At 72.9% G+C, this 23,395-nt stretch carries 20 protein-coding genes and 1 other RNA gene; 13 read left to right on the top strand and 8 right to left on the bottom strand.

The genetic code is table 11. The features are described from left to right. Window positions 1-49: 49 nt before the first annotated feature. The gene (locus FJQ56_RS04645) at window positions 50-1,636 is read right to left on the bottom strand and encodes an alpha/beta fold hydrolase (protein WP_140007991.1); all 1,587 of its coding nucleotides are present in this window, start codon (window positions 1,634-1,636) and stop codon (window positions 50-52) included. Between the two features lie 78 nt (window positions 1,637-1,714). Here FJQ56_RS04645 and FJQ56_RS04640 point away from each other — a divergent pair, with 78 nt between their 5' ends. Next, a complete protein-coding gene (locus tag FJQ56_RS04640; RefSeq protein ID WP_140007990.1) occupies window positions 1,715-2,905 on the top strand; it encodes a site-specific DNA-methyltransferase in 1,191 nt (396 codons plus the stop codon). On the opposite strand, the gene FJQ56_RS04635 is transcribed toward FJQ56_RS04640, so the two are convergent. Next, a complete protein-coding gene (locus FJQ56_RS04635; protein ID WP_140007989.1) occupies window positions 2,864-4,687 on the bottom strand; it encodes an RCC1 domain-containing protein in 1,824 nt (607 codons plus the stop codon). The two genes, FJQ56_RS04640 and FJQ56_RS04635, sit on opposite strands and share 42 nt — an antisense overlap. Window positions 4,688-4,793: 106 nt before the next feature. After that, window positions 4,794-6,194 carry a WS/DGAT/MGAT family O-acyltransferase gene (locus FJQ56_RS04630; protein WP_211350751.1) on the bottom strand — a complete coding sequence of 467 codons (1,401 nt, stop codon included), beginning with the start codon at window positions 6,192-6,194 and terminating at the stop codon, window positions 4,794-4,796. Window positions 6,195-6,416: 222 nt separating this feature from the next. Between FJQ56_RS04630 and FJQ56_RS04625 the strand changes: the two genes are divergently transcribed. Then, entirely contained in the window at window positions 6,417-7,070 is a 654-nt protein-coding gene (locus FJQ56_RS04625) for an HNH endonuclease family protein (protein ID WP_140007987.1), read from the top strand. Window positions 7,071-7,211: 141 nt separating this feature from the next. Next, entirely contained in the window at window positions 7,212-7,568 is a 357-nt protein-coding gene (locus FJQ56_RS04620) for a hypothetical protein (protein ID WP_140007986.1), read from the top strand. A gap of 23 nt (window positions 7,569-7,591) precedes the next feature. Here FJQ56_RS04620 and FJQ56_RS04615 read toward each other — a convergent pair whose 3' ends face one another. Then, a complete protein-coding gene (locus tag FJQ56_RS04615; RefSeq protein WP_140007985.1) occupies window positions 7,592-8,257 on the bottom strand; it encodes a hypothetical protein in 666 nt (221 codons plus the stop codon). Between the two features lie 74 nt (window positions 8,258-8,331). On the opposite strand from FJQ56_RS04615, the gene ftsE reads away from it, so the two are divergent. The 6 genes from ftsE to ssrA all read left to right on the top strand — a co-directional run bounded on the left by ftsE (window position 8,332) and on the right by ssrA (window position 13,216). After that, complete coding sequence (ftsE, locus tag FJQ56_RS04610) at window positions 8,332-9,021, top strand: cell division ATP-binding protein FtsE (RefSeq protein ID WP_140007984.1); 690 nt, start codon at window positions 8,332-8,334, stop codon at window positions 9,019-9,021. Window positions 9,022-9,077: 56 nt separating this feature from the next. Then, window positions 9,078-9,995 carry a permease-like cell division protein FtsX gene (ftsX, locus tag FJQ56_RS04605; protein ID WP_140007983.1) on the top strand — a complete coding sequence of 306 codons (918 nt, stop codon included), beginning with the start codon at window positions 9,078-9,080 and terminating at the stop codon, window positions 9,993-9,995. Window positions 9,996-10,109: 114 nt separating this feature from the next. After that, entirely contained in the window at window positions 10,110-11,327 is a 1,218-nt protein-coding gene (locus FJQ56_RS04600; protein ID WP_140007982.1) for a M23 family metallopeptidase, read from the top strand. Window positions 11,328-11,393: 66 nt separating this feature from the next. Next, a complete protein-coding gene (gene smpB, locus FJQ56_RS04595; RefSeq protein ID WP_140007981.1) occupies window positions 11,394-11,873 on the top strand; it encodes an SsrA-binding protein SmpB in 480 nt (159 codons plus the stop codon). After that, a complete protein-coding gene (locus tag FJQ56_RS04590; protein WP_140007980.1) occupies window positions 11,866-12,765 on the top strand; it encodes an amidohydrolase family protein in 900 nt (299 codons plus the stop codon). Before smpB ends, FJQ56_RS04590 begins: the two co-directional genes overlap by 8 nt. A gap of 80 nt (window positions 12,766-12,845) precedes the next feature. Next, window positions 12,846-13,216: a transfer-messenger RNA gene (gene ssrA, locus FJQ56_RS04585) on the top strand. Window positions 13,217-13,327: 111 nt separating this feature from the next. Here the strand turns inward: ssrA and FJQ56_RS04580 are convergent. The 3 genes from FJQ56_RS04580 to FJQ56_RS04570 are packed head-to-tail and all read right to left on the bottom strand — an operon-like array spanning window position 13,328 to window position 16,675. Beyond that, a complete protein-coding gene (locus tag FJQ56_RS04580; RefSeq protein WP_140007979.1) occupies window positions 13,328-14,710 on the bottom strand; it encodes a hypothetical protein in 1,383 nt (460 codons plus the stop codon). Then, window positions 14,707-15,405: a response regulator transcription factor gene (locus FJQ56_RS04575; RefSeq protein WP_140007978.1), complete on the bottom strand. Its 699-nt coding sequence runs from the start codon at window positions 15,403-15,405 to the stop codon at window positions 14,707-14,709. The genes FJQ56_RS04580 and FJQ56_RS04575 overlap by 4 nt, the downstream gene beginning before the upstream one ends. After that, on the bottom strand, window positions 15,398-16,675 hold the full coding sequence (locus FJQ56_RS04570; protein WP_140007977.1) for a sensor histidine kinase: 1,278 nt from the start codon (window positions 16,673-16,675) through the stop codon (window positions 15,398-15,400). The genes FJQ56_RS04575 and FJQ56_RS04570 overlap by 8 nt, the downstream gene beginning before the upstream one ends. Window positions 16,676-16,901: 226 nt before the next feature. Here FJQ56_RS04570 and FJQ56_RS04565 point away from each other — a divergent pair, with 226 nt between their 5' ends. Next, window positions 16,902-19,349, top strand: coding sequence for a metallophosphoesterase family protein (locus tag FJQ56_RS04565; RefSeq protein ID WP_140007976.1), 2,448 nt, complete (start codon window positions 16,902-16,904; stop codon window positions 19,347-19,349). A 7-nt stretch (window positions 19,350-19,356) separates the two neighbouring features. On the opposite strand, the gene FJQ56_RS04560 is transcribed toward FJQ56_RS04565, so the two are convergent. Then, a complete protein-coding gene (locus tag FJQ56_RS04560; RefSeq protein ID WP_246083989.1) occupies window positions 19,357-20,136 on the bottom strand; it encodes an ABC transporter permease in 780 nt (259 codons plus the stop codon). 91 nt (window positions 20,137-20,227) lie between these two features. Between FJQ56_RS04560 and FJQ56_RS04555 the strand changes: the two genes are divergently transcribed. The 3 genes from FJQ56_RS04555 to FJQ56_RS04545 all read left to right on the top strand — a co-directional run bounded on the left by FJQ56_RS04555 (window position 20,228) and on the right by FJQ56_RS04545 (window position 23,324). After that, on the top strand, window positions 20,228-21,607 hold the full coding sequence (locus tag FJQ56_RS04555; protein ID WP_140007975.1) for a M15 family metallopeptidase: 1,380 nt from the start codon (window positions 20,228-20,230) through the stop codon (window positions 21,605-21,607). A gap of 97 nt (window positions 21,608-21,704) precedes the next feature. After that, the gene (locus FJQ56_RS04550; RefSeq protein WP_140007974.1) at window positions 21,705-22,877 is read left to right on the top strand and encodes a glycerophosphodiester phosphodiesterase; all 1,173 of its coding nucleotides are present in this window, start codon (window positions 21,705-21,707) and stop codon (window positions 22,875-22,877) included. A gap of 18 nt (window positions 22,878-22,895) precedes the next feature. Continuing rightward, a complete protein-coding gene (locus FJQ56_RS04545) occupies window positions 22,896-23,324 on the top strand; it encodes an HIT family protein (RefSeq protein ID WP_140007973.1) in 429 nt (142 codons plus the stop codon). Window positions 23,325-23,395 lie beyond the last annotated feature (71 nt).

Genomic DNA, 23,395 nt, shown 5'->3' with positions numbered 1-23,395 from the left:
GCTGGTGTGGCTGGTGTTTCCTCGGATCCGGTCGGTGACGAGCCCGTGACTACGGGACGACGGGCAGGTGGACCCGGGTCCCGGTGAGCGTGATCACGCCCGGCACGCGCGATCCCATGGCGGCGAACGTGTCGCTGATCGGCGTCACCAGCAGGAACAGCTTCTGCCCGGCCGGTACGTCGACCGCGACCGACGGCAGCGCGATCCGACGGCTCACGCCGTCGACGGGGACCGGCTCGCGCAGGGGCAGCACGTTGTTCTGCACCAGGTGCGCGTCCAGCGCGCTCGTGCCGACGGCCAGGCCGTAGAACGCCCGGCTGTCCGTGCCGGGTGCCGTCACCGAGGCGGTGAGGTACGGCGTACCGGCGACCTTGATCGGACCGGGGGCGATCTCGTAGGTCAGCGGGACGCCGACGCCGGTGGTGCTCACGACGTCGCCGGCGATCGCCTTGACCCGGGAGGCGCCGGGCGTGGCGATGGTGACGCAGGTGGAGTCGGCGGTCGCGAGGTGGAGCCGGCCGTAGCCGCCCAGGCCCGTACGACGCCCCTTGAGCTGCTCGTCGAAGAACCGGATCGACAGCCGGCGGAAGTCGCCGCCGGCCAGCGTGGTGCTGCACGGGTCGGAGGTGACGTTGACCCCCTGGGGCAGGACGGACGGCAGCACGTGGCCCCCGTTGTAGCCGACGAAGATGCTGCGCTTGCGAGCCGCCGGGGTGAGCGCCGTACGCCAGTTGGTCAGGCCCTGCTCGAGCGGGAAGAGACCGTCGGTGGTGCCCTGGCCGAACAGCACCGGGATGTCGAGGCGGCGGCCCTGCGAGACGTGCCAGGCCGGGCCGTTGCGACCCAGCTCCCGGTCGAGGTCGACGCCGCTGGGACCGGTGCCGTCGGGCCACTGCCCGGTGGCGACCCCCTCGACGAGCGCGCTGTAGATCGACGAGGGCAGCGCGTTGCTGGGCAGGGCGGCGGCGGACAGGGCGGCCGCCCACTCGGTGCGCACCACGTCGTTCGGCGCGAGCGAGCCGGGCAGCGAGTTCCAGGTGATCTCCGGCGCGAGGGCGTCGAAGATCGGCTTGCCCTTGATCCGCAGCTCCTCGAACGCGCCGACGAACTGGTAGCCGCCGCCGTAGCTGCCGCCGACCGCCCCGAGCCGGGGGTCACCGCGCCCGTCCTGCATGACCCAGGTGAGCCGGGAGACCAGGTCGACGAGCGTGCGGACGTCGCGGCCCTCGAGGGACGGGTCCTCGATGTGGGCCTGGCCGCCGGACTCGCCGAAGCCGCGCTGGTCGAAGGACAGCACGCCGTAGCCGGCGTCGAGGTAGGCGGCCAGCTGGGTCGGGTCGGTGGTGCGCGACCCGCCCCAGCCGTGGCTGTGCAGGAGCATCGGCACGGGCTTCTTGCTGGTCGCCGTGCCCGGCCGGAAGAGCGTGTAGCAGATCTTCACCTTGGTGTAGGTGCCCGGCTCGGGGAAGCTCGCGACGCAGCCGTCGGTCGTGGTGACCTTGGCTGCCGAGGCTGCCGAGGCTGCCGAGGCCGACGAGGCCGACGAGGCCGGGGCGGGGGCCGCGGGGGCAGGCGCGGGCACCAGCCCGGCGCCGAGCAGGACAAGGGCGACGACCGACGTCGTACGGAGCTTCACACCTGGACAACGCACGACTGTGACGTCGGTTACTCACCGGTTTCCGGGCGGGGCGACGACGTCCCCCATGATGGCGACGTGCCCGAGACCAACCGCCTGGTCGTCGGCGACAACCTCGCGGTGCTCGCCACGCTGCCGGAGGCGTCGATCGACCTGGCCTACCTCGACCCGCCCTACAACACCGGCAACGACTTCGCCTACGCCGACTCCTACGGCCCGCACGCCGCGTGGACGGCGATGATGCGCCCCCGCCTCGCCCAGGTACGCCGGGTGCTCGCCCCGGGCGGGGCCGTGGCGGTCTCCATCGACGACCACGAGGTCGCCCACCTGCGGCTGCTGCTCGACGAGGTCTTCGGCGAGGCCTGCTTCCTGGCGCAGGTCGTCGTCAACCTCAACCCCAAGGGCCGCCAGCTCGGACGGGGCTTCGCCACCTCGCACGAGTACCTCCTCGTCTACGCCCGCGACGCGCGCGCCTGCCTGCTCGACGCCTCGACCACCGACACCGTCGACCCGGCCGACTTCCCGCTGCGCGACCCCGGTGAGCCGCACCCCTACCGCCGGCTGCCGCTGCGCAACACCAACAAGAAGTTCAACCCGGTCACCGCGCCGACCATGCACTTCGCGCTGTGGGGCGACCCGGACACCGGCGAGGTGCGCAGCAGCCCGTTCGCCGGCGGCCAGGAGATCCGGCCGGTGTTCGGCGACGGGGCACCGGCGGTCTGGCGCTGGTCGGTGCCCCGCGTCGACGCGCGCCCCGCGGACCTCGTCTGCCGCCGCGTGCGCGGGCGGGGCGGCGTACGGGTCGACGTGTTCCAGAAGGACCGGCTCGTGCCGGGGCGGCGCAAGAAGCTGCGCACCGTCTGGCTGGCCGAGGAGGTCGGGTCCACCGACACCGCCGTCGCCGAGCTCAAGGCCCTGGTCGGGCACGTCTTCGAGTCGCCCAAGCCCACGGGCCTGTTGCTGCGCCTGCTCGCGACGATGCCGGCGGACGCCCGCGTCCTCGACCCGTTCGCCGGCAGCGGCACCACCGGCCACGCGGTGGCCCTGGCCAACGCCGCCGACGGCGGCACCCGCACCTGCCTGTCCGTCGACGTCGCGACCCCGGTGCGCCCCGGCTCCAACGCCGAGCTGGCCGGCCTCCTCACCATGGCCGACGTGACGCGCGCCCGGCTGCGTGCCGTCGCGGAGCGGGTGGGCGGCGGGTTCGCCGACGAGACCCGTGCGACGTCAGGGGGCGACGACGACCGTCCACCCGACGGCCTTGGCTGACGCGACGCTCGCCGACGCCGTACGTGACGACCACGGGCCGACGGCGCTGGGCCCGCCGTCGGCCGTCAGGGACGAGACCTGCCCGCTGCCGCCGCCGTTGGCCGACCGGCGCGAGGTCAGGTCGGCGGGCGGCGACCACACGACCTGCTCGTTGACCTTGGTCACCCAGTGGTGGAGGACCAGCGACCCGTCGGTCTGCACGGTGACCGCCGGCGCGTCGTGCCCGGTGCCGCTGCCGGCCTCGGCCGCCGAGGCCGTGGCCGTCACGGAGGAGCCCTGGTAGGCGACCAGGGTCAGGTCGACCTTGCTCTGGGCGTCCAGGACGAACGTGGCGGTCGAGCCCGGCGTCGTCGCGTCGGCGGAGCGGGTGAACGCCCACGACCTCAGGTCGGTCCCGTCGGTGCGCGACCCCAGCGCGGCCCACCCCACGGGTGCGGTGACGCTCGCCAGGCGGCCGGTGGACACGAACGCGACCAGCACGTCGCCGACCTGCACCGACGCCGGTACGGCGACCGACGCGGTCGCCTCGTTGGCGCTCGCGCCGGCGGTGGCCCGGAACCGGGCGGTCGGGCCCGCCGGAGGCGGCGGCCCGCCGGCCACGCTGAGCGCGACGGAGAGCTCGGCGCCGCCCGCGATCCGGGTCACCCCGGTGAGCCCGGCGACCACGACCGCGGAGGAGCGACTCGTCGTCGTGCCGTCGCCCAGCTGTCCCGAGCTGTTGTCGCCCCAGGCGCGCACGGTGCCGTCGGACAGAGCGGCGAGGCCGTGGTCGCGCCCCGACCCGATGCTGACGGCGCCGGACAGGCCGAGGACCGGGACCGGGCGGGTGCGCTGGGTCGTGGTGCCGTCGCCCAGCTCGTTGCGATAGTTGCGGCCCCAGGACAGCACGCGGCCGTCGGCGAGCAGGGCGTAGGAGTGGTGGGCGCCGGCCGCGACGCCGACGGCCGGGGCGGGGGAGCCGGCGACGACCTGGACCGGGCTCGACCGGTCGCCGAGGGTGCCGTCGCCGACCTGGCCGTAGGCGTTCCAGCCCCAGGCCCACACCGAGCCGTCGGCACGCACCGCCAGGCCGTGGTCGCGTCCGCCCGCGACCTGCACGACGTCGGTGAGGGTGCCGACGCGCACCGGCGTCGACCGGTTGGTCGTGGTCCCGTCGCCCAGCTGCCCGACGTCGTTGAGCCCCCACGCCCACACGGTGCCGTCGGTGGCCACGGCATAGCTCATGTCGCGTCCCGCGGCGACGTAGCGGTAGGTCCGGGTGCCGACGACGCGGACCGGTCGGTTGCGGGTCGTGGTGGTCCCGTCGCCCAGCTGACCAGCGAAGTTGTAGCCCCAGGTCCAGATCGACCCGTCCCCGCGCAGCGCCAGCGACTGGTAGTGGCCGGTGGACACCATCGTCACGTCGCTCAGGCCGGCGACCGGCGCGGGCGTCGTCCGGTTGCCCCCGGTCGTGCCGGAGCCGAGCTGGCCCATCTGGTTGCTGCCCCAGGTCACGACGGTCCCGTCGGACCGCAGGGCGGCCACGTGCTCCCGGCCGGAGTGCAGGTCGACCACGTCGGTGAGGCCGGCCACCGGGCCCGGGACGCCGTGGGAGGTCGTCGTGCCGTCACCGAGCTCGCCGAACGCGTTGCCACCCCAGGCGTACGGCGTGCCCGCCGGCGCGGCGCCGTACGACGCCGGGGCGGGTCCCGTCACGACGAGCGTGCCGGCGAGGAAGGTGACCGCCGCCGCCAGCACGGCGGTCACCGCCCACGCCCGGACGTGATGCCAGATCTGCTCCATCGTCCGCTCCCTCTTGCGCGTCCCCCGAGCCTAGGAGCCGGGCGGCGTACGGCGCGTCGCCACAATCGGGTACGTGCCGGAGCCGGCGCGGGGAGGCGGGCCCCTGTCAGAGGCCGGCTGCCCGCTCCAGCGCGGCGACCTCCTGGTCGAGGTAGGTCAGCAGCCGCTGCAGGTGCGGGACCGTGCGGCGGCAGCCGGTCAGCCCGAACGCCATGTTGCCGTCGTAGGACGTGCAGGTGATGTTGAGGGCCATGCCGTTGATCGGGATCGACAGGGGATAGGTGCCCAGGAGTCGGGCGCCGTTCCAGTAGTGGGTGGAGCGCGGCCCCGGGACGTTGCTGATGATCAGGTTGTAGGGCGGCCGGACGATGCCCTGCATGCGCAGCATCGGGGTGAGGATCGCCGGCGCCTGGCCGATGGCGCTCATCGCGAGGATCTGTACCGGCGTCATCGACGACAGCGCCTCCTTGCCGTCCTTCATCGACTTGTGGATCGCGCCGAGGCGGCGCGCCGGGTCGTCGAGGTCGGTGGCCAGCTGCACCATCACCGCGCCCACGGCGTTGCCGCCCTCGGCCGACGCGATCTGCGACTGCTTGGCGTTGAGGCCGACCGGCACCATCGCGACCAGCGGGCGGTCGGGCAGCGCGCCGAGCTCGAGCAGGTAGGTGCGCACGGCGCCGGAGCACATCGCCATCACGACGTCGTTGATGGTCGTGCCGGTGGCCTTGCCGATCGCCCGCAGCCGCTCGATCGGCCAGTCCTGGGCCGCGAAGCGTCGCGACCCGGTGATGTCCTGGTTGAAGATCGTGCGGGGGGCGTGGAGCGAGAGCGCCGAGGTCTCGTTCCTCAGGCCCTTGCGGATCGTCTTGACCAGGGCGGACGGCATGCCGGCGGCCTCGGCGGTGATGCCCATCGCGCTGCGCAGGGCCGCCATCGGCACCTCGGACAGACCGCCCCCGCCGCTGTCGCCCGACCTCGTACGACGAGGGGGCAGCACGCCCCACGGCGGCGGCATGTCGCGCTCGTCGGGGTCGGTGCTCAGGGTGCCGGCCAGCAGCCGCATCGCCGAGACGCCGTCGAGCAGGGCGTGGTGGGTCTTGGTGTACATCGCGACCCGGCCGTCGCGCAGGCCCTCGATGAGGTGCGCCTCCCACAGCGGCCGCTCCCAGGCCAGGCGGGTGCTGTGCAGGCGCGAGCACAGCTCGAGGAGCTCGCGCACGCGGCCCGGCTTCGGCAGCGCGTTGTGCCGCACGTGGTGCTCGATGTCGAACTGCTCGTCGGGCTTCCACACCAGCTGACCGCCGGTGCGCACCGAGCGGTAGGGGTGCTTGAGGAACAGCGGTGAGATCTGCTCCGCCTCGAGCATCGAGCGGTACATCTCGCGCACGTGGTCGCGCCCGGCACCCTCCGGCTTCTGGAACAGCTGGAGACCACCCACGTGCATCGGCATGTTGCGGTTCTCGGCGAGGAGGAAGCCGGTGGACGTCGGGTCGATCGGTGTGGGCACGGCAGCCCCTTCGACGAGGTGCGGGGTGGGGAAGGTCGTGGCGATCCTGTCGCGCTGTGACGTCGTCCACAAGAACGGCGGTCGCAGGCCGCGCGGGCGGTCCTGCTGGTGAGGGTTCTCCCTCGACCTGGTGGCCAGAGGTTGTGGCCCCCGGTCGAGGTGTCGCAGGGTCGTCCTGGCCGGCTGTCCGCCGGTCATCGTCTCGACTCTCGGGAGTCCCTCATGGTCCGTCGTCTGCTGCTCTGCCTCCTCGCCGGTGTGGGGATGTGCTCGGCCCTCGTCCTCGTCCCGTCCGCGGCGTACGCCGAGGACTACTCCGCCCCGCTCACCACGGCCATCGGTGACCTGCCCGTGGCTGCCGAGAGCCGGTCGGGCTACGACCGCGACCTCTTCCGGCACTGGGTCGACGCCGACGGCGACGGGTGCACGACGCGCGACGAGGTGCTCATCGACGAGGCCGACGACCCGGTCACGGTCGGGTCGTCGTGCTCCCTGAGCGGGGGGCGCTGGTACTCCTACTACGACGCCGTCTCGCAGACCTCCGCCAGCGCCCTCGACATCGACCACATGGTCCCGTTGGCCGAGGCATGGGACTCGGGGGCCTCGACCTGGTCCGCCGACACCCGGGAGGCCTACGCCAACGACCTGGGCGACGCCCGGAGCCTGGTCGCCGTGACCGCCGCCGACAACCGGGCCAAGGGCGACCAGGACGTCGCCGAGTGGCTCCCCGGCCACGAGCAGTGCCGCTACCTGCGCGAGTTCGTCGCGGTCAAGCTGCGGTGGCGGCTGTCGGTCGACAGCGCCGAGAAGTCCGCGATGACCTCCCTCGCCGACACCTGCCCCGACACCACCATCACGGTGACCCGGGCCCGCTGAGCAGCCAGGAGTCGTCCACAGGCCGGTGGGCCGACGGGTTCTCCACAGGGCACGGCCGAGGCCGGGTGGACCGTCCGCCGCCGCGCCTAGCGTCCCTCGCGCTGCCGGAAACCGCCGGCGCACGACTCCCTCGGGGGACCCATGAAGAAGATCCTGCTCCTGCCCGTCCTGATGCTGCTCTCGGCGTTGCTCGCCCTCGGTCTGGCCCGCCCGGGCGCCGCCGACGCCGCGCGCCCGGGGGCCTCCACGACCGACGGGGCCGGGCGCGATGCCCGGCCGGTGATCGTGCAGGTCGAGGGCACCGCGGCCGACGGCTTCACGCTCCGCTACGCCGACGGCTCCAGCATCAGCCCGCCCACCGACTCCGAGGCCGCCGCCGAGTGCGCGGAGTACGACACGGCCGTCGCCCGGCTGCGCTGTCGCGTCGAGGTCCGCACCTGGTACCGCGACCTCGGCGACCTGAAGCGATCCCTGGCCTGGGTGCGCGCCCACGGGTAGCCCCGTGACGAGAGCGGCGAGCCTCAGGACCCCGCAGCCGCCAGCACCGCGCCGCACCACTGCTCGGCCCGCTCGGCCAGGTCGTCGGCGCCGCCCGGGCGGCGGTCGGCGAGGGCGCAGGTGACCCAGGCGTCGCCGAAGAGACCGCGGTACGACGCCTGGACGCCGCGCCCGGAGCGGCACCGCAGGGCGATCGAGGGGGAGCCGAAGGCCGGCGCTCCCGCCACCGGTCGACAGCCGTCCTCCCGGCGCGCCGTGCGGACCAGGCCCGCCGCGCTCTGCCGCGTCACCGGCGGCGCGAAGACCCACGCCCGGGCGGTGACGGTGCTCGTGGTCCAGGTGCAGCCGAACTCGTGGGCGATGTCGCGCACGCTGCCGGTCACCGAGGTGCGCTGACCGTCGGCGTACTGCGTGGAGGTGCTCGCCGGCCCGCCCAGGGCGGCCTCGACCGCGCCCGGAGCGACGTCGGCGCAGAACGTGTCTCGTGTCACGGCGGTGGTCAGCGTGTCGACGTCGCCGAGGGCCACGCCCGGGGGCTCGGCGGGAGCCCCGCTGGACGTCGCGGCGTCCGACGGGGCCTTCGGCGGCGCCGGGTCGTCACCCCTGCTGACCAGCACCGACAGCACGAGCGCGACCACGACGACCCCCGCTCCGGCGGCGATCAGGAGGAGACGAAGACGACCTGGCACGCCCGCCACCCTACGGACGGGTGCGACACGCCGGAGCGGGGGAACGACCACGCCGAGCGGGTACCGTCCTTCCAGTGATTCGCTTCGAGAAGGCCACCGTGTCCTATCCCGGACCCGGCAAGCCGGCGCTCAACCAGGTGACGATCGACGTCGACAAGGGCGAGTTCGTGTTCCTCGTCGGGACCTCGGGCTCGGGCAAGTCGACCGCCCTGCGTCTGGTCCTGCGCGAGCTGCGTCCCACGGGCGGCCGGGTCTACGTCGCCGGCAAGGAGATCAACCGGCTCGCCACCTGGAAGGTCCCGCGGCTGCGCCGCCAGATCGGCACCGTCTTCCAGGACTTCCGGCTGCTGCCCTCCAAGACGGTCGCCGAGAACGTCGCCTTCGCCATGCAGGTCACCGGCAAGTCCAGCCGGGAGATCAAGTCCACCGTCCCCCGGACGCTCGAGATCGTCGGCCTGGCCGACAAGGCCGGCCGGATGCCCGAGGAGCTGTCGGGCGGCGAGCAGCAGCGCGTCGCCATCGCCCGGGCGATGGTCAATGAGCCGATGATTCTCATCGCCGACGAGCCCACCGGCAACCTGGACCCCACGACCTCGGTCGGCATCATGAAGCTCCTCGAGGAGATCAACGCCACCGGCACCACCATCTTGATGGCCACCCACGACAACGGGATCGTCGACCAGATGCGCAAGCGCGTCATCGAGCTCGAGCACGGCCACGTCGTGCGCGACGAGGCCGACGGCGCCTACGGCTTCCAGCACTAGCACCACGAGCGGGCGCGTCCCGGCCCACCCCACGATCTTCAGGAGTACCCCGTTCCATGCAGCTGCGCCACGTCAGCACCAACCTGAGCCAGGGCCTGCGTCGCAACATGTCGATGCACGCGGCCGTCATCCTCACGCTGTTCGTCTCGCTGACCCTGGGGGGCATCGGCGTGATGCTCAACCTGCAGGCGCAGCTGACGACCGAGGTGATCGGCAGCGAGCTCACCGTCTCGGTCTACCTCTGCGTGCCCGACGACGACCAGCCGCAGTGCCCCAACGCCGTGACCCCGGCCCAGGAGGCGGCCGTCCTCGAGACGATCAAGGACAACCCCGAGGTCGCGGACATCAAGCAGGTCTCCCAGAAGGAGGGGCTCGAGAACTACATCCGGCTGGGCCTGGTCACCCGGGCGCAGACCGTGGGTCCCGATGCGTTCCTCACGGCCGAGTTCGTGCCCAAGGAGATCGAGATCACCCTCAAGAACGCCGACGAGTACCAAGGCGTGCAGAGCGCGGTCGAGAACCTCGACGGCGTCCGCAACGTCGTGCTCGCCAAGGACCTGGTGGGCAACGTGTTCAAGCTCATCAACGTCATCAAGTACTCCGCGTGGGGCGCCGCAGGCGTGCTCCTGATCGCTGCGGTGCTGCTCGTGGCCAACACGATCCGGCTGACGGCCCTGGCCCGCCGCCGAGAGATCGAGATCATGCGCCTGGTGGGCGCCTCGCGCCTGTTCATCGTGCTGCCGTTCGTGCTGGAGGCGATCTTCAACGCCATCGTGGGCGTGGGACTGGCCGCGGGCAGCCTCGCGGCGCTGACGAAGTTCGGGATCATCGACTACCTCGACGCCGAGTTCGACTTCCTGCCGTTCATCGGGTGGCCCGACTACCTGTTCACCGTGGCGGTCATCGCGGTGGCCGGTCCGCTGCTCACGCTGATCCCGACACTCCTGCTGACCCGCAAATACCTCAAATTCTGACCTGTCGGCCTTACCTTCGAACACGTCCTCTTCCCCGGACGCTTCCCCCGACGAAATGGCTTTCCCGTGCGCTCCTTCCCCAGCGCTCCGCGGCAGCGACTCCTCGCTGCCTGCGTGGGCCTCGTCTCTCTCGCGGCCCTGGCCGCACCGCTCGCCGCCGATGCCGACGACAAGGGCGACCTGAAGAACAAGCAACGCGAGGTCAAGGGCCGCATCTCCGCAGCGGCCGCCGACGTCGACGAGTCGAGCCGGGCGGCCGCCTGGGCCACCTCGCGGCTCAACCAGGCCCTCGACCGGCTCTCCGACGCGCGCCGGACCCTCGCCGACGTACGCGAGCGGTTGAGCGCGGCCCGCGACCGTGACGCCGAGCTCCAGGACGCCCTGACCCGGGCCGAGCTCGAGCTGGACCGGGCGACCCGGGCCATGCGCGCCGCGACCGCCGCCGTCGACAAGCAGCGCCGCATCGCGCGCAACACCACCACGATGATCTACACCGGGGGCGACCCCGAGCTCCGCAAGATCGGCGACCTCTTCGAGAGCAACTCGCTCAAGGACCTCGGCACCCGCCAGCTGGCGAACCAGGTCGTCACCGGCCGCCAGTCGACCATCTTCGTCGACCTCACCGAGGCCGAGGACGACCTCACGGCCGAGCGGGCCACCGTCAAGCGCACCACCCTGGCGGTGGAGAAGAAGCGCAAGCAGGCCGCCGCCCACCTCGTCGAGCTCGAGGGGCTCTACACCGAGTCCGTCGAGGCCGAGAAGACGGTCGAGGGCCTCGTCAGGGAGGCCTCGTGGGCGCGCCAGAAGGCCGATGTCGCCCTCGCCCGCGACAACCGGGTCCTCGGTGCGCTGCGCGGCCGGGAGGCCCGGATCAAGAAGCAGCTGCTCGCGATCGCCGAGCGTCAGCGCAACTTCCGCGGCTTCCAGGGCAAGTCCGGCGGCTACCTCAGCCCGCCGGCCGCCGGTCCGGTCACCTCGCCCTTCGGCTACCGGATCCACCCGATCTACGGCTACTACAGCCTCCACAACGGCACCGACTTCGGCACCGGCTGCGGGGCGCCTCTCTATGCCGCCGCGGGCGGCACGGTGATCGACACCTACTTCGACTCCGTCTACGGCAACCGGCTCTACCTGTCCATCGGCAAGGTCAACGGCAAGAGCCTGGTCCTCATCTACAACCACATGTCGGTTTACAAGGCCTCCAAGGGCGAGCGGGTCGACCGCGGCGAGGTCGTCGGGCTGTCCGGCACCACGGGCTGGTCCACCGGCTGCCACCTGCACTTCACGGTCATGGAGGACGGCGTCGCCGTCAACCCGATGAAGTACCTCTGACCTGTCCGAGGCCCGACCCGGGCGCCGCCCGGCAACCCGATTGCGCCGCTCTGGGATGATGGGGACATGGCGAAGGAGCAGGGCCGCAAGCTGGTCGCGCAGAACAAGAAGGCGCGGCACGACTACGCCATCGACGACACCTACGAGGCGGGGCTCGTGCTGCAGGGCACCGAGGTCAAGTCGCTGCGTCAGGGCCGGGCCTCGCTGGTCGACGGGTTCGTCGACATCGACGGGGGAGAGGCGTGGCTGCACGGGGTCCACATCCCCGAGTACTCCCAGGGCACCTGGACCAACCACTCCGCCCGCCGCAAGCGCAAGCTGCTCCTCAACCGCATCGAGATCGACAAGATCGAGCGCCGGGTCAGCGAGAAGGGCCTGTCGGTGATCCCGCTGTCCCTCTACTTCCTCGACGGGCGCGCCAAGGTCGAGATCGGCGTCGGCAAGGGCAAGAAGTCCTGGGACAAGCGCCACACCATCGCCGAGCGCACCGCCCAGCGCGAGGTCGAGCAGGCCGTCGGCCGCCGCCTCAAGGGCATGAGTGACTGACCCACAGGTCGAGCCCGTCGAGCCGGTCGAGCGCACCCGCGCTGCCTGGGAGCGACTCGGACTCCCCGGGCTGATCGACGTCCACGCCCACTTCCACCCGCCGGCGATCGAGCGCGCGGTCTGGCGGGTGTTCGACCAGGCCGGTCCGCTGATCGGGCGCGAGTGGCCGATCCGCTACCGCCAGCCCGTCGCCGAGCGGATCGCCCTGCTCCGGTCCTTCGGCGTACGCCGGTTCACGACGCTGCCCTACGCCCACAAGCCGGGCGTGGCCGGCTTCCTCAACGACTGGTCGCGCGACTTCGCCGCCTCGGTGCCCGAGGCGGTGTGGTCGGGGACCTTCTACCCCGAGCCCGAGGCCGGTGCCTACGTCGCGGGCCTCGTCGCCGACGGCGTCGAGATCTTCAAGGTCCACCAGCAGGTCGGCGGCTTCCACCTCGACGACCCGCTGCTCACGCCCGTCTGGGGCACGCTCGCCGACGCCGGCACACCCGTGCTCGTCCACGCCGGCTCGGGGCCTGTCGGCACCGAGTTCACCGGCCCGGCCTCGATGAGCCGCCTGCTGGCGTCGTACCCCCGGTTGACGGTGGTCGTCGCCCACCTCGGCGCGCCCGAGTGCCTCGACTTCGCCCGGCTGGCCGCCCGCTACGACCGCGTCCACCTCGACACCTCGATGGCGGTCAGCCCGTTCTTCGGTGACCACCTCGGTCCCGAGGTCGTCGCCGCGCTGGCGGACCTCCAGCCGCGGGTGCTGTGGGGGTCGGACTTCCCGACCCTGCCGTTCCCCTACGTCGACCAGCTCGACGCCCTGGCCGCCCTGGGCCTGGGTGACGACTGGCTGCGCGACGTGCTCTGGCACAACGGTGCGGCCCTGCTCGGGGTCGAGGGCGCCTGACCGGAATACCCGCTGGCCCCCGACCGCTACAGTGGGCAGAGCACCACAGCACCACCGCAGCACCGCACCACAACTCAAGAGGGGCTGATCGGTTTCGACTTGGGACGTTAGTTCCAGGGGAAGCGGGTCGAGGAGCCAGCGTCATCTCGTAAACGCTCGCTGGAAACCAATAACTGCCGACGCTAAGCGCAGTTCGTTCGCTCTCGCCGCCTGATCGGTGATCGAACCGTCAGACCGGGCATCCGTCTCCGTCCCGGATCCTGGCGTCATCTAGGAGACTTGCTGCTCATCCCCTGTCAGGGGGGTTGATCGGGACTCAATCCTGACTGGGCCTGTCGGCGACGTGTCTGTGCGAGCGCCGGGGCCGAGAAAATCGCCTTCACCGACTGCACCCGGAGAAGACCTGGATCGGCGCTCGAGGACCGGGGTTCGATTCCCCGCAGCTCCACCAGCCTCACAGCACCGCACCACCACCACAGCCTCTTGACGCAGGGCCGTCGCGACACCGTCGCGGGGGCCCTGCGGTGCGTCGTGACCCCGGCGTGGTGCCGGCGTCGCGACCTCAGCGCCGCGGCACCGTCGGCTCGGTCCCGTCGAGCGAGGTCCACGCCCACCACGGGTAGTGGTAGAGCCCCTCCTCGACGCGGTAGCGCCGGCCGCAGTCGGTGCACTCGCAGATGCGGTCGGGCACCCACGAGCCGTCGCCGGGGATCGTCTCCACGATGCGCACGTGGCCGCGCCGCTCCTCCTTGGCCGGGTCGCTGAGCTGGTCGAAGAGGTAGGCGGTGCACAGGCAGGTGCCGCGCCCGAACAGCGCGACGCGGTCGAGCGCACGCGCGACGTGGGAGGCGTTGGCGATGAGAGCCCCGCCGAGCTCGAGGTCCTGGGTCGCCTCCTTGATCGTCGGCAGCACCCGCAGCAGCGGCTCGAGGACCTCGGGGTCACGCGTGCCGAGGACGTCCCACACCGCGCTCATCACCCGGCTCCCGTCGTCGGAGAGCAGGTCCTGCACCAGCGGGAGCTGCAGGCTCGCCTCCTCGGCGTCGGGGGCCGTCAGCCACCGTGCCGGCAGCACGAGGACCACGGCCCTGCTCTCCGCGGCCGGTACGACGCCCGAGGTGTCGACGAGGAGCGCGGCGTCGTCGCCGAGCGGCCACCAGACGGCGTGCTCGGCCCCGAGCGAGCGCACCATCGCCGCCGGGGCGCTGCGCCGGTCGTACGACGCCGGGTCCGTCGACGCGTCGTCGGTGAAGGCCGTCGCGTCGAAGCGGTGGCGCACGTGCCACCGCTGGTCGGCCAGCGCCACCAGCGGCACGACCAGGGCCGCGACGTCAGCGGCCTCGGCACCGGCCGCCAGCGGCAGCACGTGCGCCAGCCACAGGGTGTGGCCCTCGAGACCGTCGCGCTCCCACTGCAGGGGGTCGTCAGCGCCGGGCTCGGGCCACGGCAGGTCGACCATCCGCTCGACGACGCGGAGGACCTGCGCGGGGGAGCCGTCGACGAGCGTGTCGGGGTCCGCGTGCCGGGGGCGAGCGGTGACCGGACCGGGGTCGACCGGCGCCGGGGCGGCCGTCGTACGGATGGTGGCGACGAGGTCGTCGGCGTACCTCTGGCCGGCGAAGCGGGGGAGGACCCGCTCCAGCACGCCCGGGTCGGCCCGGGCGGCCAGCGTGAGCAGCCCCCAGAACCGCCGGGCCGCGCGCCGGTCGGCGGGGTCGGAGTGGACACCGAAACCCAGGGGCCCGAGGAGGGCCAGGTCCTCGACGACCGCGAGCGCTGCGGCGTCGACCCCGGCGATGTCGGCGGCGCCGTCCCAGGCCGCCACGCCCTCGACGGTGCGGGGGTAGTTGCTGTAGCCCTCGACGTGGTCCAGCAGCTCGGTCGCGGCCTGCTCACCGAGCCGTGCGGCGAGCGCGTCGCGCACCGGGTCGTCGTCCGTCGTCATCGCGGCCTCCTGGTCGGTCGGGCCGAGGGTACTGAGGCGGGCTGCACCGGCCAGACGCCGACCAGGTCGCCGGGTCGCAGCCCGAAGGCGTGCTCGATGTCGCCGGGCGACACCTCGCTCAGGTGGCGTCCGACGACCTCGGTGATGTCGCGCCAGCAGCTGCGCAGGGTGGACGGCGACACGTGGACGGTCCGGGCCAGCTCGTCGTAGGTGAGCCCCCGGGCCCGGCCGTTGAGCACCTCGCGCTGCCGGTCGGTCAGCAGGGTGAGCCGTCCGCGCTTGCTCAGGACCTCCAGGATGCCCACCACCGCCGGCGGGGCCACGAGCTCCCCGCGCGCCACGCCCTCGAACGCCGCCCGGGCCACCTCCAGGGGCGCGGACTTCGACACCGCTCCCAGGGCCCCCGCGGCCAGGCAGGAGGCCAGCACGAACCGGCGCTCCTCCTGGGTGTAGACGCACACCCGGTAGCCGGCGTCGGCGACCGCGGCGACCGCCGCGACCCCCTGCAGGGCGCCGGGCTGCGTCTCGTTGACGAGCTGCAGGTCCACGGCCACGACGTCGCAGTCCGGCGAGGCGGCCAGGAAGTCCTCGACGCGGCTGTGGGTGGAGACGATCGTGGTCGTCGGCAGCAGCGCGGGCACCGCCGCCCGGATCGCCGTGGCGTCGTCCACCAGGCTGAGCCGCGGGTCAGCCACGACCCGCCCCGCTCCGGACGCCGGCCGGGACCGAGGTGCCGGTGAGGGTCACGGTCGTCCCCACCCCGGGCAGGCTGTCCACGACCACGTCGATGCGGTGACGCTCGAGCTGGCCGACGACGAGATCGGTGAGGCCGGCGCCCCAGACGACCCCGGCGGGGTCGAAGCCCACGCCGTCGTCGTGCACGCTCAGCGTCCAGGTCCCGGTCGGATCGAGCTCCTCGGCGTGCAGCACGACCCGGCTCGCGTGCGCGTGCTGGCGGACGTTGAGGAGCAGGCTGCGCAGCGCCGCCGCGAGGTCGGCGCCGGTGCCCGCGTCGAACCGCACCGAGCGGGCCAGGTCGGTCTGGACCACCACGTCGAGGTCGTCGACGTCGAGCGCGACCTCGTCCACGACCCCGGTCAGGGTGGTCGTCCCCGCCCGGTCGGGCGCGGGGGAGCACGGGTCGTGGTCGGTACGACGCAGGTAGCTCCGCATCCGGACCAGCTCGTCGGAGGCCTGGTGGAGCAGCTGGGCGCGCGCCTCGCTCTCCTTCGCGCCCGAGGGTCGGTCGAGATCGACCAGCAGGCTCATCACGGCGGTCGCGTTGTGGACGGCGATGCGTCCGCGACGTGCCTCGGCCTCGCGCCCAGCCGCGACGGCGAGTGCCTTGTGGTCGTCGGCCGTGCGCGCGACCTCCTGCAGCCCGCGGGCGCCGACCCGGGTGACCGCGGACAGGACCACCAACGTCAGCAGGTGGCCCACCGCGGACGCGACGTCCACGGGCCCCGACGCGAGCAGGGGCTGGAGGTAGGCCGCCTGGGCCGCCACCAGGAGCGCGACGCCACCCGCCCAGACGGCTGGACCCGCCACGACGAGCAGGGAGCACGCGACGGACAGGGCGTACCCGGGCTGGAAGCCCACCCAGCTGCCGGACCGGAGGTGCTCGGGGACGGTGAGGATGCCGATCAGCACCACGGTCACGGCGATCAGCACGTCGAGGGTCGCCCAGGTCACCCCGGGCGGTCGACGCCGCAGCAGGCAGGAGCCGGCGGTGACGCACGCCGCGAGGATGGCCAACCCCCACGAGGCTGCGCAGAGGACCGGACGGGCCGACACGTCGACGGCCACGAGCAGCGAGGGGACCATCTGCACGAGGGTGCCCAGCCGCAGCAGGGCGATCAGCAGCGCCACGACGGTGGTGCTGCGCGCCAGCGTGGTCTGCTCGACCGGCTCCCCGTCCGCGGTGGTGAGGTGGCGTCGACCGAGGGCTCCACTGGCACGTTTCATGACCCCCCGAGTCTGGCGCCTCCTGGGCCGTCTTCCCGGCCACCGGGTGGACCGCAGGCATCGCCCAGACCAACACTCGTCCGCGCCGGGAGTTCTGCGGTTTCGTTGGTTCCGGTGCGAGCCCGGTCCCGGTTGCCTGGGCGGCGAGAGCTGCTGCAACCGCAGCGCCCGCGTCCGATGCGTACGTCGCGCTCGGCCGTCCGCGCCACCCGCCGAAGGAACAGCCGTGCCCCTCGAACTCCCGAAGCTCCCCCTCTCGCGCCGCGCCGTCGTCGGTGCCGGCGCCGTCACCGCGACGGCGGTGGCCTGGGGCCCCGCACTCGCCGCCAATGCCTCCACCGCCAGCACGGGTCGGGTCCTGTCGGCCGCTCGGGCCGGGTCGCTGGCCCTGCTCACCGACCCCTACCTCCAGGCCCCGACGGCCGACGGGGTGTCGGTCGTGTGGATGACCGAGTACGCCGGCGCCGCGCACGTCGTCCTCGTCGGCGCGGGTGTCGAGGGCCTGAGCGACGCCCAGCTGCAGGCGGCCGCGAGCGGCACCGCCCCGGCGGGCGTCAAGGTGTTCCGGGCCGCCTCCGCGCGCCTGTCGCGGGTGGTCGAGGACGCTGCGTCCTTCGTGGTCGACAAGCCCACCACCCTGGTGCCGCGCGAGGTGCACCGTCACGAGGCCGTGGCCACGGGGCTGAGCGGCCGGACGCCGTACCGCATCGTCAGCACGTCGGGCAGCGAGTTCGCCGCGTCGGGCTCCTTCGAGCTGGCCCCCGCCCTGAAGAAGGGTCAGGCCGCGACCATCCTGCTGACCAGCGACCACCAGGCGATGGTCAACACCCCCGCCAACCTCGCGCTGGCCAAGCAGACCCTCGGTGACATCGATGCGGTGTTCCTGGCCGGCGACCTGGTCAACGTGCCCGACCGGGCCTCGGAGTGGTTCGACGACACCCGCGGCAGCGGCTTCTTCCCGTCCTTGCAGGGCCGCGGGGGCCGCGTCTCCACCGGCGGTCGGTCCTACGCCGGCGGCGCGATCCTGCAGTCGGCGGTGCTCTACCCGGCGATCGGCAACCACGAGGTCCAGGGCCGGGTGGACGGGGTGACCGCGCTCGACCTCAACAACTGCGTGCCCCGCGACATCGCCGAGCGGCACTACGACAAGGTCGCGGCCACGGTGAACCCCACCGGCGACCCCGCGGTCAAGGCGCAGTGGATCGAGGACAACTCCTGGAGCACCACGACGTACGAGGAGATGTTCAGCCTCCCGGAGGACTCGCCCGGGGGGAAGAAGTACTACGCGACCACCGTCGGCGACGTCCGGCTCGTCAGCCTGTTCTCCACCCGGATCTGGCGCGGCACGACCGCCAACCCGCTGCCGGCCGACCGCGCCGTGCGCAGCCGCTACCAGGAGACCGCCGCGTCGCTCACCGACCCGATGGCCCAGTGCTACGGGGAGTTCGTCTTCGAGTCGTTGACGGCCGGGAGCGAGCAGTACGAGTGGCTGAAGAAGGAGCTGGCGAGCAGGGAGTTCCAGAACGCGCCGATCACCGTCATCGTCCTGCACGAGGGACCCCAGGGCCTCGGCGACAACATCATGCCGGTCTTCGCCGACCCCGACCGGATCGAGACGCGCGACGCCGCGGGCGTCCTGACCTCGGTGCGCTACGAGTACCACCCCAGCGACAACATGCTGCTGCACGACCTGCAGCCGCTGCTGGAGGAGGCCGGCGCCGACCTGGTCCTCAACGGTCACAGCCACCTCTGGAACCGGTTCCGCTCGGCGAGCGGCACCCACTTCCTGGAGACCTCCAACACCGGCAACACCTACGGTGCCTTCGACAGCCTGTCCAACCGGACCCGGCCCCTGCCGCCGGCCCCGTGGGACGAGGACAACTACCTGTCCCTGGGCAACCCTGGCGGCCTCGAGCCGATCCTGCCGTCGGTCGAGCCGTTCACCAACCCCGACGGGGTCCCGCTCCCGTTCGTGCAGAGCAACGACCTGTGCGTCTTCAGCGCCCTGGACACCGGCACCCGGACGGTCACCACCTGGGTGTACGACGTCAAGCAGCCCGACACGGCGCCCTGGGTGATCGACGAGTTCAGCGTTGGCCGCGGCGCCACCCAGATCACCGCCGAGACGAGCACCACCTCCACCGGCGGCGTACGGGTGGCCGGCACCGTCCGCTCCACCTCGGCCGCCAGCGGGACCCTGACCATCTCCCTGGGGGCCGAGGAGCTCGCCCGGGTCACCGTCACCGGCGGCGTCTTCTCCACCACGCTGCCGGCCGGGCTGCTCGACGCCGGGACCCACACCCTGGCCCTGGCCTTCGCCCGCACCCGCACCCACCTGGCGGCCTCGATGTCGCTGAAGGTCACCGTGCGCGGTCCGGCCGCCCCGCCCCCGCCCCGCGCCGTCGTGCGCGCCGCGGTCCTCAGCATCGCCCGGACCCGGGTCAAGGTGCGGATCGACGTCGACGTGTGGCGCAGCGAGGCCCGGGGCCGCGTCGAGGTCCGCGGACGCGGCGGCGTCGTGGTCAAGAACGCCTGGCTCCGCGACGGCAGGGCCACCGTCTGGATCTCCCGCCGACGACTGGTCAAGGGCCAGAACACCCTGAGCGTCGTCTTCCCCGGCAACGCCACGGCCGGTCGCGCGACCGGCACCGTCACCTTCCGCCTGCCGAGCTGAGCGCTCCTCAGCGCGGGAACATCGTCGCCAGGTCCCGGCGTACGACGCGACCCGAGGCCACGAGTCGCAGGAGCACCGCACAGGTCAGCGCCTGCCCGGCCAGCAGCCCGATCAGCACCAGGACCTGTGCTGACCCCGCCTCCAGCGGGGTCCCTCCCCCGAGCAGGACCCCGATGAAGGCGCCGGGGAGCGTCACCAGCCCGACGGTGCGGGTCTGGTCGAGACCGGGGGTGAGGGCCTCGCGGGCGGTCGGCTCGAGCACGAGGTAGGCCGCCTCGGTGGACGTCAGGCCGACCGCGAGCCCCGCCTCGTAGGTGCCGCGGCCGGCGACGAGCTCGTCGGCGGCGCGCCGCCCGGTCAGGGAGGCCGCCGTCATCACGCCCCCGATGACGATGCCGGCGACCGGCACGATCCCGGCGCCGTTGAAGGGCACGACCCCGGACCCGAGGGCCAGCGCGAGCACCGGTGCGGCTCCCGCGGCGAGCGCGAGGGCCACCCAGCCCGCCTGGCCCGCCGGCACGCCGAGACGCCGTACGGCGGTCGCCGTCGCGACGACGTACATCACGACGGCGAAGCCGATCGCACCCCACACGGACGCGAGCAGCGCGGCGATCACGACCGAGACCACGGCCAGCTGCACCACCGCCCGGACGGCCGCGGTGACGTGGTCGCGCCCCACGCCGAGCCGACCGACGTACGACGTCACGACGGCGATCGCGACGAGCACGACCAGCACGACGGCCAGGCGCCCGTCGGGGGTCGGCGCCGTCGTCGCCCAGGGGTGCACCACCCGAGGCTAGGGCGCTTCGAGGCCCTCGTGGCGGCGTGTCGCCTGCCCGGGTGGGCCCAACCGAGGACCGGCAAGGGACCATCGGGGCATGCTCGTCCGTCTCGGGACCCTGATCGTCCTGCTCCTGACCCTGGCCACCGTGCCCGCACGCGCCGCCGACCCCACCGTGCTCACCCTGGCCACCACGCAGGGGTACGCCGGCGCCCAGGCGCCGCTCTACGTGGTCCTGACCGCCTCCGACGGCACCCCGCTCGCGGGCGCGAGCGTGGTCGTCGAGCGCCGGCAGGACGGCGCCTGGGTGCCGGTGACCACGGTCGTCACCGACGCCGACGGCAAGGTCCGCGCCACGGCCGCGCGCGCCAAGAGCCGCTGGGACAACACCTTCCGGGCGACGTACGCCGGTGACGCGACGCACGACGCGGCCTCCGCCTCGGCCAAGGCCCCGCTCATCCGGCGGATGGGCGTCGTCAAGGTCGGCGGCGACCGCTCCGTGGTCGACGAGCGCAGCGTGCGCATCAACGTCAGCTCCTACAGCAGCACCAGTGTCCCCGTCGTGGGGCTCGTCTACGTCGACAGGTCGGTGTCCCACGGTGCGTGGCAGCGCTACCGCACGCTGCGCACCGACTCCCGGGGTCGCGCCACCTTCGTCACCCGGCCGCGCGCCGACTCGCGCTGGCGTGCGACCACCTGGTCCCAGGACTGGGTCGCCGGTGACAAGAGCCCCGTCCACGCGATCGACAACCGGCCCCCGGGCGTCCCGGTGACGCTGCCCAGCGCTGCTCCCAAGCCGACCGTCAAGGTGCCGGCCCAGCCACGGGCCACGACGCCCGGCGCCGACCCGGTCGTGACCGGCATCCCCGACTCGGTGTGGACGTCGATGGTCGGGCGCTCGTGGCGCTCCGGCTGCCCCGTGGGCCGCAGCGGCTTGCGTCTGCTCCGCATCAACTACTGGGGCTACGACGGCTACCGGTACCGCGGCGAGCTGGTCGCCGCGACCAGTGCGATCGACAACATGTCCCGCGCGCTCAAGGGCATGTACGACGGCGGCTACCCGCTGCGCTCCCTCATCCGGGTCGACTACTTCGGCTACTCCTCGCGGCTCAAGGGCGGCGACGACTACCGCTCGATGGCGGCCGGCAACACCTCGGCGTTCAACTGCCGTGGCGTCGTCGGCAACCCCGGTGTGCGCTCGCCCCACGCGACCGGACGGGCGCTCGACATCAACACCTGGGAGAACCCCTACCGCTCCGCCCAGGGCACCGTCCCCAACACGTGGTGGCCCTCGCGCTCCGACAAGCGCGTCGCCTGGCGCACGCGCTCGCACCCCGTCGTCCAGATCGTGCTGAAGGCCGGCTTCAGCTGGACCTACGGCACCAGCGACAGCCAGCACTTCGACGCCACCAGCGGTGGCAGCGGGCGCCGGCTCGTCGTGGACGCGCCGATGTGCGGCGGCTACCCCTGCGACTGAGCCGGGCCTGGGCTGGCGCCGGGCCGGGGGACACCTGGCCGCGGAGCCGTCGCGCCCCGTTCACGACCCGGCCACCGGGCGGGGGTGGAGTAGGGCCATGACCTCTCGGACCCCCCGTACGACCCTGCGCACGACCCTGCGCACGACCCTGGGTGCGGCGCTGCCGCTCGCCCTGTCGCTCGCCCTCGCCGTTCCCGTCCTGCGCGCGCCGGCCGCCCAGGCGCTCGTGGACGACCGACCCGCCAAGGCGCCCACCGCCCGCGTCCAGCAGCTCGACGTGCCGCTCGTCTTCGGCCACCGGGGTGCCTCGGGCTACCGCCCCGAGCACACGCTCGCCTCCTACGAGCTGGCGATCCGTCTGGGAGCCGACTACGTCGAGCCCGACCTCGTCTCCACCAAGGACGGCGTCCTCGTCGCCCGTCACGAGAACGAGATCAGCGGCACCACCGACGTCGCCGACCACCCCGAGTTCGCCTCACGCCGTACGACCAAGACGATCGACGGCGTCCAGGTGACCGGCTGGTTCACCGAGGACTTCACCCTGCGCGAGCTCAAGACCCTGCGTGCCAAGGAGCGCCTGCCGCAGGTGCGTCCCGGCAACACCCGCTACGACGGTCGCTTCGAGATCCCCACGTTCGCCGAGGTCCTGGCCCTGGTGAAGAAGTGGGAGAAGAGGCTGCACCACAAGATCGGCGTCTCGCCCGAGACCAAGCACCCGACCTACTTCGACTCCATCGGGCTCTCGCTGGAGGAGAAGGTCGTCAGGCAGCTCAGGAAGGCCGGCAAGGACAACGCCCGGAGCAAGGTCGTCATCCAGTCCTTCGAGGTCTCCAACCTCAAGGACCTGCACACCATGACCGACGTCCCGCTGGTGCAGCTCACCGGTGCCATCGGCGGGCCGTTCGACCTGGCCGCGCAGGGCACGACGTACGCCCAGATGACCTCGGCCGCCGGGCTGAAGCAGGTCGCCCGGTACGCCGACTGGGTCGGCCCGGAGAAGTCCCAGGTGATGCCACGCGACGCCGCGGGCGCGACCACGGTCCCGAGCACGCTGGTGCGCGACGCCCACCGGGCCGGCGTGCGCGTCGTGGTCTACACGGTGCGCGACGAGAACCAGTTCCTGCCCGCTAACTTCCGCCGCGGCACCGACCCGAACGCCAAGGGCGACGTGTTCGGCGAGGTTCAGCAGCTGCTGGACGCCGGCCTCGACGGGGTCTTCTGCGACTACGCCGACTCCTGCGTCGACGCGCGCGACGACTGGGTCGGCTGACTGTCCTACCCTCGAGCCGTGGCCAAGCCCTGCGTCTTCTGCTCGATCCTCGCGGGGGAGGCCGGAGCCCACGTCGTCCTCGACGAGCCGGGGTTCCTGGCCTTCCTCGACACCCGCCCGGTGTTCAAGGGCCACGTGCTGCTCGTGCCGCGTGAGCACGTCGAGACCCTGCCCGACCTGCCCGCCGAGCACCGCGACGGGTTCCTCGAGGCGGCGCAGCGCCTCGCCACGGCGGTCAAGGACGGGCTCGGTGCCCAGGGCAGCTTCGTGGCGATGAACAACACCGTCAGCCAGTCGGTGCCGCACCTGCACCTGCACGTCGTCCCGCGCACCAAGGGCGACGGGCTGCGCGGGTTCTTCTGGCCCCGCACGACGTACGCCGACGACGCCGAGGCCGCGTCGTACGCCGCGCGGCTCGGGGCGGTGCTGGGGCGGCCCGGGGTCTGAGCAGGAGTCCCCGGGTACCCGGGTACTCCTGCACTTCGGGCCCGTTGCAACGCCCCAGAAGTGCAGGAATC

The sequence above is a fragment of the Nocardioides plantarum genome (assembly GCF_006346395.1).
Classification (GTDB): Bacteria; Actinomycetota; Actinomycetes; order Propionibacteriales; family Nocardioidaceae; genus Nocardioides; species Nocardioides plantarum.
This window is presented reverse-complemented; position numbering and strand designations above follow the sequence as displayed.

Bases quoted from the DNA above. Each gene is read 5' to 3' on its own strand.
- FJQ56_RS04635 (WP_140007989.1), bottom strand. From the start codon at position 4,687: ATGGAGCAGATCTGGCATCACGTCCGGGCGTGGGCGGTGACCGCCGTG.
- FJQ56_RS04625 (WP_140007987.1), top strand. From the start codon at position 6,417: ATGGTCCGTCGTCTGCTGCTCTGCCTCCTCGCCGGTGTGGGGATGTGC.
- FJQ56_RS04620 (WP_140007986.1), top strand. From the start codon at position 7,212: ATGAAGAAGATCCTGCTCCTGCCCGTCCTGATGCTGCTCTCGGCGTTG.
- ftsX (WP_140007983.1), top strand. From the start codon at position 9,078: ATGCAGCTGCGCCACGTCAGCACCAACCTGAGCCAGGGCCTGCGTCGC.
- smpB (WP_140007981.1), top strand. From the start codon at position 11,394: ATGGCGAAGGAGCAGGGCCGCAAGCTGGTCGCGCAGAACAAGAAGGCG.
- FJQ56_RS04580 (WP_140007979.1), bottom strand. From the start codon at position 14,710: ATGACGACGGACGACGACCCGGTGCGCGACGCGCTCGCCGCACGGCTC.
- FJQ56_RS04570 (WP_140007977.1), bottom strand. From the start codon at position 16,675: ATGAAACGTGCCAGTGGAGCCCTCGGTCGACGCCACCTCACCACCGCG.
- FJQ56_RS04555 (WP_140007975.1), top strand. From the start codon at position 20,228: ATGCTCGTCCGTCTCGGGACCCTGATCGTCCTGCTCCTGACCCTGGCC.
- FJQ56_RS04550 (WP_140007974.1), top strand. From the start codon at position 21,705: ATGACCTCTCGGACCCCCCGTACGACCCTGCGCACGACCCTGCGCACG.